Here is an 18,369-nt window from a genome sequence, read left to right on the forward strand (position 1 = left end):
GCAAGATTAACATGGGCGGTCCGCCGGACGCAGGCACGAACGCCACGCGGCTTGCTTCTGCTGATCTATGCATGAGGCATGCAAATCAGCATTTGTTTTCCATACAAAGAACAAGCACTATGCACAGTATGCAAAAACGCAACGTTTCTACCGTCTTAAGAGCACTGCTCGACCAGCACGGAATCTCCCCCACGGAGCTTCACCGTCGCACTGGCGTGCCCCAATCCACGCTCTCGCGGATTCTCAGCGAGAAGATCGTCGACCCATCGGATAAACACATCTCGAAGATCGCCGAGTACTTCGCCGTGAGCACCGATCAGTTGCGTGGTCGCGTGGACATCACGCCGACAGCCAATGCCGGGCGCGGTCGATCGCATGCTGAACTCAAGGATATAAGTCTGTGGGATGACGATACCCCTGTCGATGACGACGAGGTGTCGGTCCCCTTTCTTCGCGAGGTTGAATTGGCGGCGGGATCGGGAAGATTCGTCATCGAAGAGAGCGAACGCGCCAGCCTACGCTTTGGCAAGCGCAGCTTGCGCCATAACGGTGTGCAGTTCGACCAGGCCAAATGCGTGACCGTGCGTGGTAACAGCATGCTGCCGGTACTGCGCGACGGTGCCACGGTTGGGGTTAACGCCGGCAAGTGCGGGATTGGCGACATCGTTGATGGCGACCTCTACGCCATCAACCACAACGGTCAACTGCGGGTGAAACAGCTTTATCGCCTGCCTACCGGAATTCGCCTGCGCAGTTTCAATCGCGATGAACACCCGGACGAGGACTACAGCTTCCAGGAAATGCAGGACGAGCAAATCGTCATCCTCGGTCACGTCTTCTGGTGGGGCATGTACGCCCGATAACCTCTCGTCGCTGTCAGATAAAACCCGCCATCAGGCAGTTTTTTTTTTCACCTGCGCCCAAAGTGCGAACGCCCTTGTTTGCATTTGTGCATTTATGTGCGGTCATAATGCACTTTAACATTGACATGATATGCGTTGACGCATAAATTCGATCTCAACCCGGTCTGTTAATCGGTTCCAACGAAGTTTTCTGCCTGCGTGATCTAAGACTCGGCAACGGACATGGTTAAGCGCACTTACACCCCATCGATTACTCCAGGAGGCATGACATGACCATTGAGCCGCCAGCGTTGCTGGAAATTCCGATCTGGTTGGTCGTCGTCCTTGCGTTGGTGGGTGGGCTGTCCGGTGAGATGTGGCGCGCCGACAAGGATGGCGCCCGTGGTTGGGCGTTGCTGCGGCGGCTGGCCCTGCGCTCCGGGGCCTGCATGGTCGGCGGGGTATCGGCAATCATGCTGTTATATGCCGCCGGCCTGTCGATCTGGGTCGCAGGCGCTTTCGGTGGCCTCACCGCGATGGCCGGGGCGGACGTGGCGATCGGTCTTTATGAACGGTGGGTGGCCAAGCGGATCGGCGCTTGTGAAATGCCACCCCGAGACTCTCGGCCCGACCAATAATGAATCCCGTCGATAAATAAACAGGAAGTGCTTTGTCAGTCGCGATGTGATCGTGACGTCCATGCCAGCGACCGCGGACGGATTGCCTTGCAGACGTGTCAGGCTTATATCAGAGCGCCCGCGCGCTAACATTTTGATCGATCCTGTAACTTGCAAGCGTGATCCGCTCGTGTACGGTAGGCCTCATTCCGCCTGATCAGGAGATGACTGTGAAAGAAATCACACAGCTGGCCGCCGAGCTCGGTAGACGCTTGCAGGTTCTCAACGCCCATGTCACCGCAGCAGAGTCCTGTACGGGCGGCGGAATTTCCGAGGCGATAACCCGGATTCCGGGCAGTTCGGCATGGTTCGAGGCGGGTTACGTCACTTACTCCAACCGTCAGAAGACCCAGCAGTTGAATGTCCCTGCCGAGTTGTTTTCAACGGTGGGGGCGGTCAGTCGAGAGGTCGTCGAAGCCATGGTCCGCGGCGCGCAGGAAAAAAGCCATGCGCGTTTTGCCGTGGCAGTCAGCGGCGTTGCCGGCCCGGACGGCGGTTCGCCAAGTAAGCCGGTCGGCACCGTATGGCTGGCCTGGGGCGTCGGCGAGCAGGTGTTCAGTGAGTTACAGCACTTCCCGGGTAATCGCGACGAAGTTCGCCGACAAACGGTGAAGGCCGCGCTAGAGGGGCTGCTGCGACATGCCGCCGGAGAAATCTCAAATCAGGGGTAGGCGATCCTCGAACGCTGTGGAATAATACTGTCTACTTATACAGGTGTTGGCCGTCAGGCCTTATTGATTACGTGAGGACTTTAATGGACGACAACAAGAAGAAAGCCTTGGCTGCGGCCCTGGGTCAGATCGAACGTCAATTCGGCAAGGGTGCCGTAATGCGTATGGGCGATCAGGACCGTCAGGCGATCCCATCCATTTCCACTGGCTCTCTGGGTCTGGACATCGCACTGGGCATTGGCGGTCTGCCAAAAGGCCGTATTGTTGAAATCTACGGTCCTGAATCTTCCGGTAAAACCACTCTGACCTTGTCCGTCATCGCCCAGGCTCAAAAAGCCGGCGCGACTTGTGCATTCGTCGATGCTGAACACGCTCTCGATCCTGAATACGCCGGCAAGCTGGGTGTCAACGTTGACGACCTGCTGGTTTCCCAGCCGGACACCGGCGAGCAAGCCCTGGAAATCACCGACATGCTGGTGCGTTCCAACGCGGTTGACGTGATCATCGTCGACTCCGTGGCGGCGCTGGTGCCAAAGGCTGAAATCGAAGGCGAAATGGGCGACATGCACGTTGGCCTGCAGGATGCAGTATTGGGTTTCGCAGCATAGTTTTGGTTCACTTAGGAGGTATCCCTTCCCTCACCTAGGGGCACGTCCTAAGCTAATCAGCAATATTCGATTAATTACTAATTTGAGTGGTCGGTGACAATGGATCAGGCAAAAAGCAAAGCGTTAGAAGCGGCTCTTTCTCAAATCGAGAAACAGTTTGGTAAGGGCTCCATCATGCGGCTCGGCACTGATCGCACCATGGATATTGATGTCGTATCGACCGGCTCGTTAGGACTGGACATCGCTCTCGGTGTGGGTGGGTTGCCACGTGGGCGTATCGTAGAGATCTACGGGCCGGAATCTTCCGGTAAAACCACTCTTACTCTCTCGGTTATTGCTGAGGCACAACGTCAAGGTTTGACTTGTGCCTTTGTCGATGCGGAGCACGCGCTTGATCCAATCTACGCCGCTAAACTTGGCGTAAACATTGATGAGCTCTTGTGCTCGCAGCCTGATACTGGTGAACAAGCGCTCGAAATCGTTGATATTCTGACTCGCTCGGGTGCGGTCAACCTTATTGTTGTCGACTCAGTTGCTGCTTTGGTTCCGAAAGCAGAAATTGAAGGCGAGATCGGCGACTCTCATGTAGGCCTTGCCGCCCGTATGATGAGTCAAGCCATGCGTAAGATTACTGGTAACCTGAAGAACTCCAACACTATGTGTATCTTCATCAACCAGATCCGTATGAAAATCGGCGTAATGTTCGGCAGTCCGGAAACCACCACCGGTGGTAATGCGCTGAAATTCTACGCGTCGGTGCGTCTGGACATCCGCCGTATTGGCGCGGTGAAGGAAGGTGATGAAGTCGTCGGTAGTGAGACCCGCGTCAAGGTTGTGAAGAACAAGGTGGCAGCGCCGTTCAGGCAGGCCGAGTTCCAGATCATCTACGGTCACGGGATTAGTAAAGCAGGTGAGATCGTTGATCTTGCTGTTGCAAATAACTTTATAGAAAAAGCTGGTGCTTGGTATTCCTTCGAAGGCAACAAGATTGGCCAAGGCAAGGCCAATAGCATGAAGTGGTTGCTGGAAAATAAACCTGCCATGGACAAGATTGAAGGCCTCATTCGCGATAAATTGATGTCTAAACCTCAGCCTGAGGCAGTTACTGCTCAGTCTGTCGAAGAAGAAGTGGCTGACGACTAACGATTTCGTAAGTGCTTTGAGTAATTCGCTGTTGCATAAGTTACCGTTAAGGTAGCCCCCCAATAAAGCCTAGCTGTCGAAGCTAGGCTTTATTATCTGGTGTGAACCAACCATCAAGTAAGTATGCAAACACTGTCAGATACCGTCGCTGAGATGCTGTGCTTAAACCTTTCCAGGCGCGAACACCACCCTAGGTGACGGTTGTTTGTCCTGCCCGAGAAGGCATAACTGTCACTTCGCCATCCGCCAATATCTGAACTCCCGAATCCCAAGATCCCCCGCCGAATCCTAGATGTATTTGTTCTCTGTCCTGAAAAGCCGACGCACGCGTTGATCAGGTGATCACCATGGACGCACGCAAGCCCTGTCCGATATCTGCACCATCTGACCGGAGCGATTTCACGCGAGGTATTTAATGTCCGATTTGAACGATCCACGAGTGTTCTTTGCCGCTGAGAGAACCTTGCTTGCGTGGAACCTCACCAGTCTTTCGCTTATGGCCTTTTGCTTTGTGATTGAACGATCCGGGCTGCTACTACAAATGCTAAAACCAGGTGCTTCGAGCAGTCCGGAAAGACATTTTTCCTTCTGGATCGGACTGGCATTCCTCATGCTGGGCTCATGGGTCGCATGCTGGTCACCTTGGCAGCACAAATGCGTCGTTAAGGCTCTGAAGCCAGTTGAAATCCCTGAAGGTTACAGCACCAATTCTGTCCCTGTAGCGAATGTGCTCACCGCCGCTCTGGGAGCTTTGCTCATGGTCTATCTTGTCATCCTCTGAGCAAGACTTTGCCTCGAAACTTTACAGAAAAAGGTGTCAACGGGGCGTTTTCTATTGAGACGCCGCCAGAATTGATTCGGCTTTCTGAGTCACCAATTTGGGGGAGTACCTCACTTGCTGGCCCAAATTTGCATTACCAAGCTCCTGAGGATTTAGCGGAGCTACTTGGTTAGCCATAATCAAGACAAGGATCAGTATGGTAAAGACTAATAATACGGGGAATGAGCTGCACCAGAGGACGATACGTCGACGGCGTTGGTATGCGTTCATTTGTATTCCCCTTTCAGCTTTGGCGAGATTGTCTCACAAACAACTGTTTATCCATGGCCCGGACTTAATATCGCTACCACCGAAATACTTGACACCACGCTGGTCGGTGAAACTACATACCGGGATACATCGAGCGCTATCGGTTTGGGGTTGGCTGGAGCATTAGCTCTTGGCCCGATTGGAGCTGTCGTCGGGGTGATGTGGGCAGACGATGAGATCGAGTTGACCTTTTCGATACAGCTGAGATATGGAAGGTCGCTCCTCTGCGCGGCTGATAAACGCACTTACCGATCTATCGAGGCGATAGTGGGCAAGCAGTTGATAAAATAGCATTTCAATATGCTGACCTCAGCACCCTTGATGCCCCGTCCGGCGCCGGGCTTTTCGTTCTCATCAGCTTCTTCGACTATGCTTTTACTCTCTATGGAGGAAAGCCATGTCTCTGCCTGACGACCCGACCCCTGCACTGCTTAGCCGCCTAAACCAAAACATCACAGCCCTCAAGTGTGCAATTGAAGAGATAAGTACGTGGATCGATCAGCAAGGCTCCAGAGTCGTATCCGACCGAATCAATGAGCAGATGAGGGTGCTGGAAGATAACAATGATGCAATTGCCGAATTGTTGGTTGACCTAATAGCCAGATGGACGCCTGAGGAAGAGAAAGATCCTGAGGATTGAACATGGCCGAGCGCCGCGCTATCCGCTTCCGACTTGCGCGTCGGAATACTCCCTCTACAATGAACTTCAGCTGATGGATCGGCGCCCCGTGTGGAAAAAAGCAGCCCGCCTCCGTGCGGGCTTTTCCGATTATGGTCTACAGCCGCATTTCCCTGATGTGTCGAGGCTCCACACCTTGAGCAAGCGCACGCCTTGCGTCCTCGGTGAGCACGTCAGCGCCTGCTCTTCAAAGGCTGTCGCCACGGCGCTTGCCTTCCTTATTATCTGTAGCGCCAGCGCGGGTGGAAACACCACCTTGTCGGCGGGTAGGTAATCACAGTCGATCACGGACATGGGGCTAGCCCTCGCGGATTTGGCCATGCTCAAAAGTCGTTGAACGGACGTTCGATTATCTGATAATTGCCGTGATGCCGGTAGTTTGCTTTGGTGCGCGCGCCAGCATGCGGATCTTCCACGTACCTTGGGCACTCACCTTTATCGCAGGGATCGGATAGGTGGCTTCGCTGGACGCCTATGTCATTCTGTAACCCTTGATTATTGCCTGGAATACCTCGACAAACATCGCGGTGTCACCGTTGTGCTGTGATTAGTACCTCCAAAAAACCGGCGTGATAAGCACCAACACAGTTAGGATTTCCAGCCTTCCAAGGAGCATTCCAACAGTCAGTAACCATTTAGCAGTATCAGGCAATGATGAGAAGTTACCTGCAGGCCCGATGATCGTGCCCAAGCCTGGCCCAACGTTACACACCGCAGTAGCGGCGCCACTCAACGCAGTCGTCCAATCCAGGCCGATGAGAGCCAGCCCCAAGGCGATTAAGGCAATAGTGATGGTGAAGAAAAACGAGAAGGTCAAAAGCGAGCGCAAGATCTCTTCGTCAATGGGGTGGCCGTTGTACTTCTTCTGGATCACTGCTCGAGGATGGATCAACTGCTTCAGACTGCTCACGAGTAGGGCGGCAGCAACCTGAAAGCGGAAGATTTTGAGGCCTCCAGCCGTGGAGCCGGAACACCCACCGACAAAGGTCAAATAGAAGAACAAGAGAACGGCAAAACTCCCCCATAGCGTGTAATCGCCAACCGCAATTCCGGTGGTCGTGACTACCGAGGTCACATTGACCGCCACGATACGAAACGCATCCCACCATCCGTAATCGCTGTGGATACAAAGCCATGTCCCCACAGCCAGCCAGGTGACGATTAAGAATCCAATAAATCCGCGTACCTGGTGATCCTTGATCAGCGCACGCCGATGGCCGCGCAATGTTGCGACGTACAAGGTAAAGGGCAGGCTGCCCAGAATCATGATTACCACCGCCACCCAGTGAATCGCCGGCTGCGTCCAGTGGCCAAGTGACGCGTCCGAAGTAGAGAAACCGCCAGTTGAGATCAAGGACATGGCGTGGTTGACCGCTTCAAACGGCGTCATCCCAGCGATCCAGAGCGCTAGTGCTCCGGCGCCAGTGAGTCCCAAATAGAGCAACAGGATGTACTTGGCGGCCACATGGGAGCGCGGCGTCACTTTTTCCGACCAGTCAGAGGACTCAGTCTGAAAAAGACGCATGCCACCTACGCGCAACAGTGGAAGGATCGCTACAGCCATACCGATGAAGCCGATACCCCCCAACCAGTGCAGCATCGAGCGCCAGATCAACAACCCAGGAGAGGCTGTATCCAATCCGCTCAGGACAGTTGAGCCGGTGGTTGTGATGCCAGACATCGTTTCAAAAAAAGCGTCGGTGTAACTGATGTGGCTGATGAACACCATTGGCAACGCCGCGAAGGTACATACCACTACCCAACTGCCAGTCGTCAGCAGGTACATATCCCTCGGACGAAGTTGAGCAGTATCTGGGTGGCCCCGCACGGTCAACAGAAGGCCACAGATCAAGGAAATCAAACTCGACCAGAGAAAGGCCGACAGATCATCGCTGCGCTCGTAGGCCACCAGAGTGATCATGGGAATAGCCATGCTCACAGCTAGCGTGATGAGAAAAATGCCTAAGATGAAGCCGATAAGCCGCATTGCTGCGAGGGACATAAAAGTAGCCTGCCAAATTAGCGCCGCGCAGTATCGGACGCGCGACCTCAAAGCCCCGTAAATTTTGCGTAAAATTTCTACGGGCAATCATTCAGCCAAGGTTCGCGTCTTATGACGCAGAAGCTAGCTCGCCTTCATCCGGTCAAAAAACCTCTTCAAATCAAGCTGATCAAAATTTGACCAGATAATAAAAAACCCGGCACTTGGCCGGGTTTTTACCTGCGCTTCTCAACTACGCAGTTCCCAACTGAGAGGGATGGAGAACTGACCAAAAGAAGCGCAGGCGAGTGATATTGCCAAAAGGCCTTTCTCAAAGCAATCCGCCCAAAGTGAGGTGGCGGGTGGCAACCGACGATAGCTTGACTGTATACTTTCCGCTCAGTCTTACCTCTCGAGCTACAGGAACACCAGCATGACTGTACTCCAAACGATCTACTGGCAGCCTACGCCGCCTTAGCGCTACGCCCCCTCGCAACACCTCGCACCCGCCTGTTTCGCTCGCGGTGCGTACTGCTGTATGCCCGGTTCTTACACCCAAAGCACACAGTCAAATAATCCTCAAAATTTGAATTCGTATCGACGCGCTCGCCATTTGTCTGGCGTGCGTGCGGTGCATTGCCTTGGATATTTCTATGCTGCAAAAACTTAAACAAACGTGGTTTTCCAACGTCCGTGGGGACGTGCTCGCGGGGATCGTGGTCGCGCTCGCGCTGATCCCGGAAGCCATCGCCTTTTCCATCATTGCCGGCGTCGACCCCAAAGTCGGCCTCTACGCATCCTTCTGTATCTGTGCCGTGATTGCCTTCATCGGCGGTCGCCCTGGCATGATCTCGGCGGCTACCGGTGCCATGGCACTGCTCATGGTTACCTTGGTAAAAGATCACGGGCTCCAGTATCTGCTGGCCGCCACCCTACTTTGTGGGGTACTTCAGATCCTTGCCGGTTACTTGAAGCTGGGCTCGCTGATGCGCTTTGTCTCACGCTCGGTGGTTACCGGGTTCGTGAACGCGCTGGCAATTCTGATTTTCATGGCGCAACTGCCTGAACTGACCAATGTGACATGGCACGTCTACGCCATGACCGCAGCGGGTCTCGGAATCATCTACCTGTTTCCGTATGTGCCGAAGATCGGCAAGCTAATCCCCTCGCCGCTGGTGTGCATCCTGACCCTGACCGCTATCGCGATGTACCTGGGACTCGATATCCGCACCGTGGGCGACATGGGCCAACTTCCGGATACCCTGCCGATTTTCCTGTGGCCTGAAGTCCCGCTGAACTTTGAAACACTGCGCATCATCTTCCCGTATTCAGCAGCGCTGGCAGTTGTAGGCCTACTGGAGTCCATGATGACTGCAACCATCGTCGACGATCTGACCGATACCACTAGCAACAAAAACCGCGAATGCAAGGGCCAAGGCGTCGCCAACATTACTGCCGGGATGCTCGGTGGCATGGCAGGCTGCGCCATGATTGGCCAATCGATCATCAACGTGAAGTCCGGTGGCCGTACCCGTCTCTCCACTTTATGCGCAGGCATCTTCTTGCTGCTGATGGTCGTGTTCCTGGGCGAATGGCTCTCCAAGATCCCGATGGCGGCGTTGGTTGCCGTGATGATCATGGTGTCTATCGGCACCTTTAGTTGGGATTCCCTGCGCAATCTCAAAGAGCACCCACTGTCGACCAACATCGTCATGGTCGCGACTGTTGTGGTGGTCGTGGCAACGCACAACCTGGCTTACGGTGTATTGGTCGGTGTGCTGCTGGCGTCACTGTTCTTTGCAAACAAAGTCGGACATTACCTCGATACCAAAAGCAGTCTTGAAAAGGCAGAGTCTCATCGCACTTACCGCGTTGTGGGCCAGGTGTTCTTCAGCTCCGCCGACAAGTTCACCAATGTTTTCGACTTCAAGGAAGCACTCAACAAAGTCACCATCGACCTGACCCAAGCCCATTTCTGGGATATCACTGCGGTTGCAGCACTGGACAAGGTGGTCATCAAATTCCGTCGCGAAGGTGCAGAGGTTGAGGTATTGGGCCTGAATGAGGCCAGCGCCACTATCGTTGACCGCTTTGGCGTGCATGACAAACCTGATGCCATCGACAAGCTCATGAGCCACTAAGGAGATCAACAATGACCCACGTAATGGCATGCATTGATAACTCACAATCCTCATTGGCGGTCTGCGATTACGCAGCATGGGCGGCGCAACAGTTAGGTGCGCCTCTTACCTTGCTGCATGTATTGGATGAAGAGAAATACCCGGCATCAGCAGACCTCAGCGGCAATATTGGACTCGGGAGCCGAGAGCATCTGCTCGAAGAGCTGGCGACGTTGGATGCCCCGCGCGCTAGGCTTGCTCTTGAGCAAGGGCAACACACGCTTGAGAAGGCCAGGGAGCGAACTGTCATCTCCGGCGCTGCTTTTCCTGAACTGAAGCAGCGCCACGGCCACTTGGTAGAAAGCCTGAGCGAGCTTGAGAAGGGGATTCGACTGTTGGTCATTGGACGAGTGGGTGAAGACAGCACACGCGGCGCTCATAGCCTCGGCAGCCAAATTGAAGCTGTCGTGCGCACAATCCACCGTCCAATTTTGATCACAGCCAGCAGCTATAAAAAGCCAGAAAAAGTAATGCTCGCGTTTGACGGCAGCCCCACAGCCTACAAAACCGTTCAGATGCTTGCCGCCAGCCAGCTTTGCGAAGGGCTGCCCATTTATCTAGTTATGGTTGGTGCTGACTCGGAAGGCAACCGAGAGGCGCTGGGAAAAGCACATAGTATGCTTCTCACTTCAGGCTTTGTAGTCGATGCAGAGATCCGCCAAGGAGAGGTGGAGTCGGCACTTCACGCTTATCAGGCAGAGCACGGAATTGATCTGCTGGTCATGGGCGCCTACGGGCACTCGCGCATCAGACAATTTCTGGTAGGCAGCACGACTACGACGATGCTTCGGACAGCTACCATGCCTGTGCTGTTGCTTCGCTGAGTACCAACAACTGTTGAGGATTGAATCGCACCGAAGAAATCAGGTGCGATTCAATGATCCATGTCCCTTACGAGCACTTCTGTGCAGGAGATGCAAAATGAGCATTGATTGGATCAACTTCACACCTTGGACTTCATTAGGCGGAGGGGCCTTGATAGGGCTGGCGGTTAGCTTATTCATTCTCGCCAATGGTCGCATCGCAGGGATCAGCGGCTTGCTTGGAAGCGTGATGCGATTTGATAGTGAAGGCTGGAGTGAGAAGGCGCTGTTTCTTCTTGGCCTGTTGCTTGCGCCATTGTTGTGGGGACTGTTCACCGTCTTGCCAGAGATCGAGATCAAAACAGAGTGGCCGGCCTTGGTTATTGCGGGTCTGCTCGTCGGCGTGGGAACCCGTTACGGCTCCGGCTGTACAAGTGGTCACGGAGTTTGTGGGATCTCTCGGTTGTCTCCCCGCTCCATCGTGGCAACGGTGTGCTTTATGACCGCCGGGTTTGCAACGGTGTACGTCATTCGTCATGCGCTGGGAGCGTGAAGATGATCAAGTCGACAGCATTTTTTGCAGGGCTGATCTTTGGCCTGGGTCTACTCCTGGCAGGCATGGCGAACCCCGCCAAAGTATTGGCTTTTCTTGATGTAGCCGGGGCCTGGGATCCGTCACTCGCACTGGTGATGGGAGGGGCCATCGCAGTGGCGGTTATACCCCTTAATTGGGCGCGCAAAAACAAGCAATCCTTGCTGGGCACCCCCATGCAGTTACCTGTGAAAAGGGAGTTGGACGCCCGCTTGATTGGTGGCAGCCTGGTGTTCGGTATAGGTTGGGGAATTGCGGGGATCTGCCCTGGGCCAGCGGTCGCTATTCTGCTTACGGGGCACGGGAAAATCATCATATTCGTATTGGCCATGTTGGCCGGTATGTACTTCTTCTCTCTATTAGAACGTCGGCGCACTGCCTGATTAGGCGATAGCCATGAAAGCGAATGACGGTAGCGCGGTCAGACGTCTACACACGCTGACCAGATCGATTTCACCTATCGAGAGCCAAGGGGTATTTGATGTCAGACCTGAACGATCCACGAGTCTTCTTTGCCGCTGAGCGAACCTTGCTTGCCTGGAACCGAACCAGCCTTTCGCTGATGGCGTTTGGCTTTGTTATTGAACGATCCGGGCTACTTATACAAATGCTAAAACCAGGTGCGTTGGGCAGCCCAGAAAGACACTTTTCCTTCTGGATAGGACTGGCCTTTCTCATGCTCGGTTCATGGGTTGCATGCTGGTCATCCTGGCAGTACAAACGTGTGGTTAAATCTCTGAAGGCTGTCGAAATCCCGGAGGGTTACAGCATCAACTCTGGCCCTACAGCCAATGTTCTTACTGCTGTCCTTGGAGTTTTGCTCATGGTCTACCTTGCCATCATATGAGCAAAGCTTAGCCATAACGTTGTATCGGAAAATCGCTGTCAGCGAGATTTGAGTCTGCTCGAAATAGCCCTTTCCGACTCAGGCCTTGCCCACTCCCTAGTATCTGGGGGTGCTGAGTTGCTCCATCTGTTGCATCAGCACGCATGCTATTGGGTCACCGCCAGAATTGTTGCCTTCTGGTTGGTCATTTGAGGGGCCGATTTCGTTTGCGGACTCAAGCTTACGCCATCGAGTTCGTGAGGGCTTAACGTGGCTCCTTGGCCAGCCAGAATCAAGGCGAGAACTAGAATGGTAAAGCCTACTAACATAGGGAATGAGCCCAACCAAAACTGGATGCGTCGGCGGCGCTGGTATGCGTCCATTTTTACTAGCCCCTGTCGGTGTTGGCGAGTGTTTCTCGCTTACTTATACTTCTGCCGCTCAATGTAATTTCAACCGTCGATGATTACCAGCCCTCGGAAAATAAGGATCTTAGCCGCGTCACATTGTGGGATGCGGCTATCCTGGTTTACCAGAGTGCTCGATGACTGATTCGGAATTTAATACGTCGGTTTCACAATAAATCATGTGGCCCATTACCTGGAGATCTGATAACCGTTCAGCGATTCGGTAGAACGATACCATCGCACATCAGTTCACTGGACTGCTAAGCAATCTCGCTACATGCACCGATTTCAAAATAGCCACTAAAAATCTCATAAAAAAACGGCGTAGGTGACGAAATAGGTGGCAGATAGAGTCACTACACAGCCAATAATTAGACACGAACTATTTCACGTGACAGCGCTGATAAGAGTAACGCGCCGGCCCCTTTAGTGAACACTTTCTAAACTGCGTACTTTTCCGACTTAGATGGGAAAACCACCAGCACCCGCAACCCATTAGCATCGGGAGGACTATCCAATACGACCTGGGCTCCGTGCTGCTCTGCAATCGTTTTAACAATTGAAAGCCCCAGTCCGCTACCGGAGCCTATTTGATTATTACCGCGATAGAATCGCTCAAGCACCCGCTCACGCTCCGCTGCATTTATTCCCGGCCCGTTATCGCAGACCTCAAGCACGACACCTTGACCGGTATCACGTACTGCAATATCAATCCTTGCATGAGCTCCCGCGTAACGAATGGCGTTGTCCACTAGGTTATTGAGCAAGATACGTAGAGTTTCGGGATCTCCAGGAATGCTTGACTCTGTAGTTTCGGCTAGCCCGAGATCGATACCAGAAGCTTCAGCCCTACGAACCTGATCAGTTATCACCGACTTGCATAGGTCTGATAATTCGACGCTCTGCATGACTGGCGATTGCGCGTCAGGCTCCAAACGAGCCAAGGTCAACAACTGTTGTGTCAGGTGGGTAAGACGAGTAACGCCGGTCTGTAGCTCAGACAGGGACATCTGACGGTCTTCATCGAGAGTGGCCCGCTGTGCCAACTCCACTTGAATGCGGAGCGCTGCCACTGGTGTTCGTAGCTCGTGTGCAGCATCAGCTATGAAATGCTTTTGCATGGTAAAGGCATTCGCCAAGCGCTCCAGCAAATCGTTGAGGGCATCCACGAGAGGTTTGACTTCGCCAGGCAACTCTTTTGAAGCTATAGGCTGCAAGCTATTTACGTTGCGCTCCGACAGTTCTGTCGCCACGGTTTTAAGTGGTTTCAATCCGTAGCTGATTCCAAACCACAAAAAAAGTGCTAGTAAGGGAATAAGGGATATCACTGGCCACAATAGATGCAAGGCTAAACCGGCGAGCTCTTCCCAGCGTTTATTTTGCGCTTGAGCCACTCGAAAGATTTTACCTCCACGCTGACTGGCAAACGTGTGCCAAGTTTGATCTCCGATCTGAACATCACTGAATCCAGTTTGCACCGGTGGAGGGAGCACAAGTGCTGAGTCAGTCGTGAAACTTAAGACTCCTGCGCTCCAAACTTGAAGCAGCACTTCGTCAGCATTATCATCACGCAATGGACTAGGTCTATTCCCGGTATCCGACGGTACAACACGCTCACCAGGTTCCACATTGATGTGCTCTGCGAGGTAACGCATTTGGTCGTTGAGCAGATCGTCCAGTTCCAGTACAGCCCCCCAATAGGTGCCGATACTTGCCAGCAGTCCAGCCAGGAAAGTGGCAGGCAGCAGCCATAACAGCAGACGCCGACGGAGTGAACTCATGCGTCCTCTCCAATGTGGTAACCCACCCCTCGAACAGTGCGGATCACGTCGGCCCCCAGCTTTTTGCGAAGATTATGAATATGAACTTCCACCGCGTTGCTACCTACCTCGTCACCCCAACCATACAGGCGATCCTCTAGCTGCTCGCGGGAGATCACTGCATCCGGTTCCTTCATCAGCTCGTGCAGTAATGCATATTCTTTGGCCGATAGGCTGACAGGTTCATTGCGCAACCACAGCAGGTGCCGTACCGGATCAAGTCGCAACGGGCCACCCCGAAGCTCGGTCTGCACACGCCCGGATTGACGGCGACTGACGGCGCGGATGCGTGCGATCAGCTCTTCGATGGCGAACGGTTTAACCAGGTAATCATCAGCGCCGTGATCAAGACCTGCAACCCGATCTCGTAGTGAGTCGCGGGCGGTGATTATGATCACTGGCAAGGTCTCGTCGTGTTGACGCATAACCTTGAGTACCTCCATGCCATCCTGGCGCGGGAGGCCAAGGTCGAGTAACAACAATGCATATGGCGTGGTTTCCAAGGCGAGTACGGCAGCCTTGCCGTCCTTGACCCAATCCACCGTGTACCCTTCCTGGCGCAAGCCTTTTTGCAAGCCACTGCCAATCATCGAGTCGTCTTCTGCCAGTAATATCCGCATTGTCTGATCCCTCTCCTCACATCAGCCCGCGCTTCGCTGGGGTAGCGCGCAGTGTGCCGAAGTCTTGCCTGCGCGCATATGGTGCCCAGGTCATAGATGATTCTGACTCTAGTCGGTCTATCAGTAATCTGAGCTCATCCCTGCGACCTGTACTTTGAAATCAACACCTCAGAGCAACGAACTCTCGGGCCTACAAGGATAATAAGAGTGCCAGCGTCACCCTTAAGGTGGATTTAAGGAAGCAACCATTATGGTGCGCATCACTCGCACCATGATCGCAAAGTGGTGCCTCCTAGTCTCCTGAACGGGTCTCCCGATGGAAGAACTCAATCGCACTCTGTTTTTGGCGATCAACGCCAGCGTGCACTCCTCGACTGAAATGCGGCTACTGGCGATTTTTCTGGCGCAGTGGCTCATCACCGGCGTACCGCTATTGCTGATCGGGTTGTGGCTGCGAGGCACACGTCACCATCGAGCCGCTGCGGTCACCGCCACGCTGAGCATCGTGTTCGCGCTTGGATGCAACCTGCTGATCAGTAGCCTGTGGTTCCACCCGCGCCCCTTCATGCAGGGACTGGGACAAAATTTCCTCGAGCACGCTCCTGAATCCTCTTTCCCCAGCGATCACGCCACTGTGATGTTCACGTTGGCCGTTGCTCTGATGCTGGCGTCTCTACGTAAGCTTGGCGTGTTGATTCTGCTGCTGGGCACATTGGTCGGCTGGGCACGTGTCTATTTAGGCGTGCATTTTCCATTCGATATTGTCGGATCGTTGCTGGTCTCGTTGATAAGCGCGTGGTTGGTACCGCTGGTGCTGAGTTGGCAGCATCTTGGCGAGCGTCTGCTCGACGTTTTTGAGCACCTATATCAACGAGTTTTTCCATCAGCCGCGCAACGCGACACTCACCAGTAGGGGGAGAGGCAATGCTTTATTCGCGAAGTTCTGCGCGCTCCGCCACTTTGGTCACGAAAAAAATAAAACTGCATAAACAGTTTTTTATCACTGCGGTAGTGCTGCTCACCGGCTGTGCGAGCTATCAACCACAACCACTGGCGCCTCAGAAACTAATGGCGGCCTATGAAGAGCGGTCTCTGACAAACCCAGCGTTTCATCGCTTTACCGCTGCACACAGCCCCAACACTCCCGCTCTCTGGAATCTGAACACCTTGACGCTGGCTGCCTATTACTACAGCCATGAGTTGGACGCAGTGCGTGCCAAGTTTTCTAGCGGTGAGGCGGCAAAAGAAACGGCAAATCAACGACCCAATCCGTCCTTGTCGTTGCCATTGCAGTACGCCGATCAACCGATAAAACCGTGGACATACGGACTGTCCCTCGACATCCCAATTGAGACTGCCGGTAAACGTGTGTATCGAGTGGCACAAGCACAACAGCTCTCAGACGCTGCTCGTCTCAATATCGGGCAAACCGCTTGGCAGATCAGAAGTCGTCTTCGCAGCGGGTTGCTCGACCTTTATGCTGCCAGCCAGCACCACTCGATTATCGAGCGTCAGGTCGACATCCAGCAGAACATCGTGACCATGCTGGAGAAGCAGCTGTCGTTGGGGACGGCCTCAACGTTCGAGTTGAGCCAGGAGCGGATCATTCTGGAGCGTGATCGTAGCGACTTGGCTAGTCATGAAAAGCTGATGCTGGACGCCAAAGCACTGATCGCTCAGATCATTGGGATTCCTCTCAGGGCTCTTGATTCCATCACGATAGATCTTAGTGAGTTCGAAGGGCGAACCCCGCAGATCCCTGATAACGCAGCCCGCCGTCAAACCATTCTGAATCGCACCGACATCCTGGGCGCCTTGGCCGAGTACGAAGCAAGCCAAGCAGCCCTCCAACTTGAAGTTGCACGGCAATATCCGAACGTGTCACTCGGCCTCGGATACTCGTTCGACCAAGGGGTGAACAAATACAGCGTTACACCAGCAGGTATCACGCTCCCCCTGTTCAACCGCAATGAAGGGCCTATCGCGGAGGCCGAAGCGCATCGCAAGGAAGCCGCCATCCGTGTCGAAACACTTCAAGACCAAGCAATCAATCAGACCGAAAGTGCTTTAAAGCAGTATCGCCTGGCCACGGAAAACCTCGCGCTCACCGACACCCAAGAGACGACTCGAATAGCCGCCTTTCAAGCTGACCAACATTCATTTGATTTAGGCGCGATAGACCGACTGGCGCTATCACGGTCGGGCCGTGCCGTGAATGTCGATGCAATGACCCACGTGGATGCCGTGGTTCAAGTCCAGCAAGCCATCAGCCAACTTGAAAATGCTATCCAGCAACCGCTCGATGGAATCCCATTGCATGCCCAGTCAACAGAGGCTGTCATTCGAAAATGAACACCCCCTTTCGTAGTAAGGCCTCACTGACCACCCTGGCTGTGGTAGCCGCTGTCGGGTTAGGCGCCATAGGCTTTTTCTCTTATCAAGCCATACAGGTTGCACCTGTAACTGCCGTAGTGCCGCCTACAAGGGTCACTACCGAAGGAGGCTTAACCATCGTCACACTGGATGAGTCGACCCAGATAATCAGTGGCATCCAGAGTGAGCCGATAACTGCGTCCGAACATCAAGTGGAACATCTTGCTTACGGCAGTGTGCTTGATGTGCAAGGGCTTAATGATCTAAACACTCGTTACTCAATGGCTCAAGCAGACTCAGCAACAGCGCAGTCTGCGGTTTCGGCTTCAAGCCAGGAATATGAGCGCAACCTCGCACTGTTCAAGGCTAACCAGAGCGTGTCCTTGAAGGTGCTGCAAGCCTCGCAAGTCACATGGAATACAGACAAGGCCAAGTTACAGGCTGCTGGTGCCAGCATACGGTCGATACACATCAACGCGCGCCAACAATTTGGTGCGCCCTTGGCAAGCATGATTGGAGCGCAGGAAGCCCCTCTACTGCAAAAGTTGTTGAGCCGCGAGGAAATGCTTTTGCGCATTGTTCTTCCCCTCGGGGTTGATTTAGTTGCTCCCGAACTGATTTCAGTTGAGTCCAGCGAGCATCATCGGGAAACGGCTCGGCTCATTTCAGTCTCGCCTCAAGTCGACCCTTCGACTGAAGGCCGTGCATACCTTTACCGAGCGGCGGCGACTCTGCCAGTCGGTAGCAAAGTCGTTGCCTATTTGCCGTTACCCACACCCACCAGTACCAGTCTCGTCATACCTGAGGCCGCCATCCTATGGTTTGGTGGGCAACCGTGGGCGTATGTGCAAATTGCCAAAGACCGGTTTACCCGCCGCCCTGTCGCTGACCAAACCCCCTACAACAATGGATACCTGGTAAGCACCGGATTCGAGTCCGGTGAGCGTGTCGTGGTGCATGGTGCACAACTGTTGTTATCCGAAGAGCAGCGCCCACCCATCACAGCATCGGCCTGCAAAGACCCCGAATGTGACGACTAACCAGACGGCAGCGAATA

Annotated in this window: 17 protein-coding genes and 1 pseudogene; 15 read left to right on the forward strand and 3 right to left on the reverse strand. The window is 53.9% G+C overall.

The window, feature by feature from the left end; genetic code table 11:
- The first annotated feature begins 128 nt into the window (after window positions 1-128).
- The 7 genes and pseudogenes from ACX3YD_RS22560 (at window position 129) to ACX3YD_RS22590 (ending at window position 5,671) form a co-directional block, all read left to right on the forward strand.
- Window positions 129-863 (forward strand): LexA family transcriptional regulator, encoded by a 735-nt coding sequence (locus ACX3YD_RS22560; protein ID WP_103403665.1) that lies wholly within the window; start codon window positions 129-131, stop codon window positions 861-863.
- A 269-nt stretch (window positions 864-1,132) separates the two neighbouring features.
- Window positions 1,133-1,480: a phage holin family protein gene (locus tag ACX3YD_RS22565; RefSeq protein WP_458961063.1), complete on the forward strand. Its 348-nt coding sequence runs from the start codon at window positions 1,133-1,135 to the stop codon at window positions 1,478-1,480.
- A 209-nt stretch (window positions 1,481-1,689) separates the two neighbouring features.
- Complete coding sequence (locus tag ACX3YD_RS22570) at window positions 1,690-2,190, forward strand: CinA family protein (protein WP_103403587.1); 501 nt, start codon at window positions 1,690-1,692, stop codon at window positions 2,188-2,190.
- Window positions 2,191-2,273: 83 nt separating this feature from the next.
- Window positions 2,274-2,792: pseudogene (locus ACX3YD_RS22575) on the forward strand (ATPase domain-containing protein); the annotation flags it as partial.
- A 105-nt stretch (window positions 2,793-2,897) separates the two neighbouring features.
- On the forward strand, window positions 2,898-3,941 hold the full coding sequence (gene recA, locus ACX3YD_RS22580) for a recombinase RecA (protein ID WP_458961064.1): 1,044 nt from the start codon (window positions 2,898-2,900) through the stop codon (window positions 3,939-3,941).
- A gap of 415 nt (window positions 3,942-4,356) precedes the next feature.
- The gene (locus ACX3YD_RS22585) at window positions 4,357-4,722 is read left to right on the forward strand and encodes a YidH family protein (protein ID WP_458961065.1); all 366 of its coding nucleotides are present in this window, start codon (window positions 4,357-4,359) and stop codon (window positions 4,720-4,722) included.
- Window positions 4,723-5,428: 706 nt separating this feature from the next.
- The gene (locus ACX3YD_RS22590) at window positions 5,429-5,671 is read left to right on the forward strand and encodes a hypothetical protein (protein WP_458961066.1); all 243 of its coding nucleotides are present in this window, start codon (window positions 5,429-5,431) and stop codon (window positions 5,669-5,671) included.
- Between the two features lie 586 nt (window positions 5,672-6,257).
- On the opposite strand, the gene ACX3YD_RS22595 is transcribed toward ACX3YD_RS22590, so the two are convergent.
- Window positions 6,258-7,712: a TrkH family potassium uptake protein gene (locus tag ACX3YD_RS22595; RefSeq protein WP_458961067.1), complete on the reverse strand. Its 1,455-nt coding sequence runs from the start codon at window positions 7,710-7,712 to the stop codon at window positions 6,258-6,260.
- Between the two features lie 632 nt (window positions 7,713-8,344).
- On the opposite strand from ACX3YD_RS22595, the gene ACX3YD_RS22600 reads away from it, so the two are divergent.
- From ACX3YD_RS22600 to ACX3YD_RS22620, 5 genes are all read left to right on the forward strand, one after another.
- Window positions 8,345-9,832: a SulP family inorganic anion transporter gene (locus ACX3YD_RS22600; RefSeq protein WP_458962075.1), complete on the forward strand. Its 1,488-nt coding sequence runs from the start codon at window positions 8,345-8,347 to the stop codon at window positions 9,830-9,832.
- An 11-nt stretch (window positions 9,833-9,843) separates the two neighbouring features.
- Window positions 9,844-10,695: a universal stress protein gene (locus ACX3YD_RS22605; RefSeq protein WP_458961068.1), complete on the forward strand. Its 852-nt coding sequence runs from the start codon at window positions 9,844-9,846 to the stop codon at window positions 10,693-10,695.
- Window positions 10,696-10,792: 97 nt separating this feature from the next.
- Window positions 10,793-11,227 carry a YeeE/YedE family protein gene (locus tag ACX3YD_RS22610; protein WP_458961069.1) on the forward strand — a complete coding sequence of 145 codons (435 nt, stop codon included), beginning with the start codon at window positions 10,793-10,795 and terminating at the stop codon, window positions 11,225-11,227.
- Window positions 11,228-11,229: 2 nt separating this feature from the next.
- Window positions 11,230-11,649 carry a DUF6691 family protein gene (locus ACX3YD_RS22615; protein ID WP_458961070.1) on the forward strand — a complete coding sequence of 140 codons (420 nt, stop codon included), beginning with the start codon at window positions 11,230-11,232 and terminating at the stop codon, window positions 11,647-11,649.
- A gap of 98 nt (window positions 11,650-11,747) precedes the next feature.
- Window positions 11,748-12,113, forward strand: coding sequence for a YidH family protein (locus ACX3YD_RS22620; RefSeq protein WP_458961071.1), 366 nt, complete (start codon window positions 11,748-11,750; stop codon window positions 12,111-12,113).
- An 826-nt stretch (window positions 12,114-12,939) separates the two neighbouring features.
- On the opposite strand, the gene ACX3YD_RS22625 is transcribed toward ACX3YD_RS22620, so the two are convergent.
- Window positions 12,940-14,280: an ATP-binding protein gene (locus ACX3YD_RS22625; RefSeq protein ID WP_458961072.1), complete on the reverse strand. Its 1,341-nt coding sequence runs from the start codon at window positions 14,278-14,280 to the stop codon at window positions 12,940-12,942.
- A complete protein-coding gene (locus tag ACX3YD_RS22630) occupies window positions 14,277-14,939 on the reverse strand; it encodes a response regulator (RefSeq protein WP_448123725.1) in 663 nt (220 codons plus the stop codon). Before ACX3YD_RS22630 ends, ACX3YD_RS22625 begins: the two co-directional genes overlap by 4 nt.
- Before the next feature lie 316 nt (window positions 14,940-15,255).
- Here ACX3YD_RS22630 and ACX3YD_RS22635 point away from each other — a divergent pair, with 316 nt between their 5' ends.
- The 3 genes from ACX3YD_RS22635 to ACX3YD_RS22645 are packed head-to-tail and all read left to right on the forward strand — an operon-like array spanning window position 15,256 to window position 18,352.
- Complete coding sequence (locus ACX3YD_RS22635; RefSeq protein ID WP_458961073.1) at window positions 15,256-15,852, forward strand: undecaprenyl-diphosphatase; 597 nt, start codon at window positions 15,256-15,258, stop codon at window positions 15,850-15,852.
- Between the two features lie 11 nt (window positions 15,853-15,863).
- Complete coding sequence (locus tag ACX3YD_RS22640) at window positions 15,864-17,291, forward strand: TolC family protein (RefSeq protein WP_458961074.1); 1,428 nt, start codon at window positions 15,864-15,866, stop codon at window positions 17,289-17,291.
- A complete protein-coding gene (locus tag ACX3YD_RS22645) occupies window positions 17,288-18,352 on the forward strand; it encodes a hypothetical protein (protein WP_458961075.1) in 1,065 nt (354 codons plus the stop codon). Before ACX3YD_RS22640 ends, ACX3YD_RS22645 begins: the two co-directional genes overlap by 4 nt.
- Window positions 18,353-18,369: the final 17 nt, after the last annotated feature.

It is taken from the genome of Pseudomonas fluorescens group sp. PF-1 (assembly GCF_054481335.1).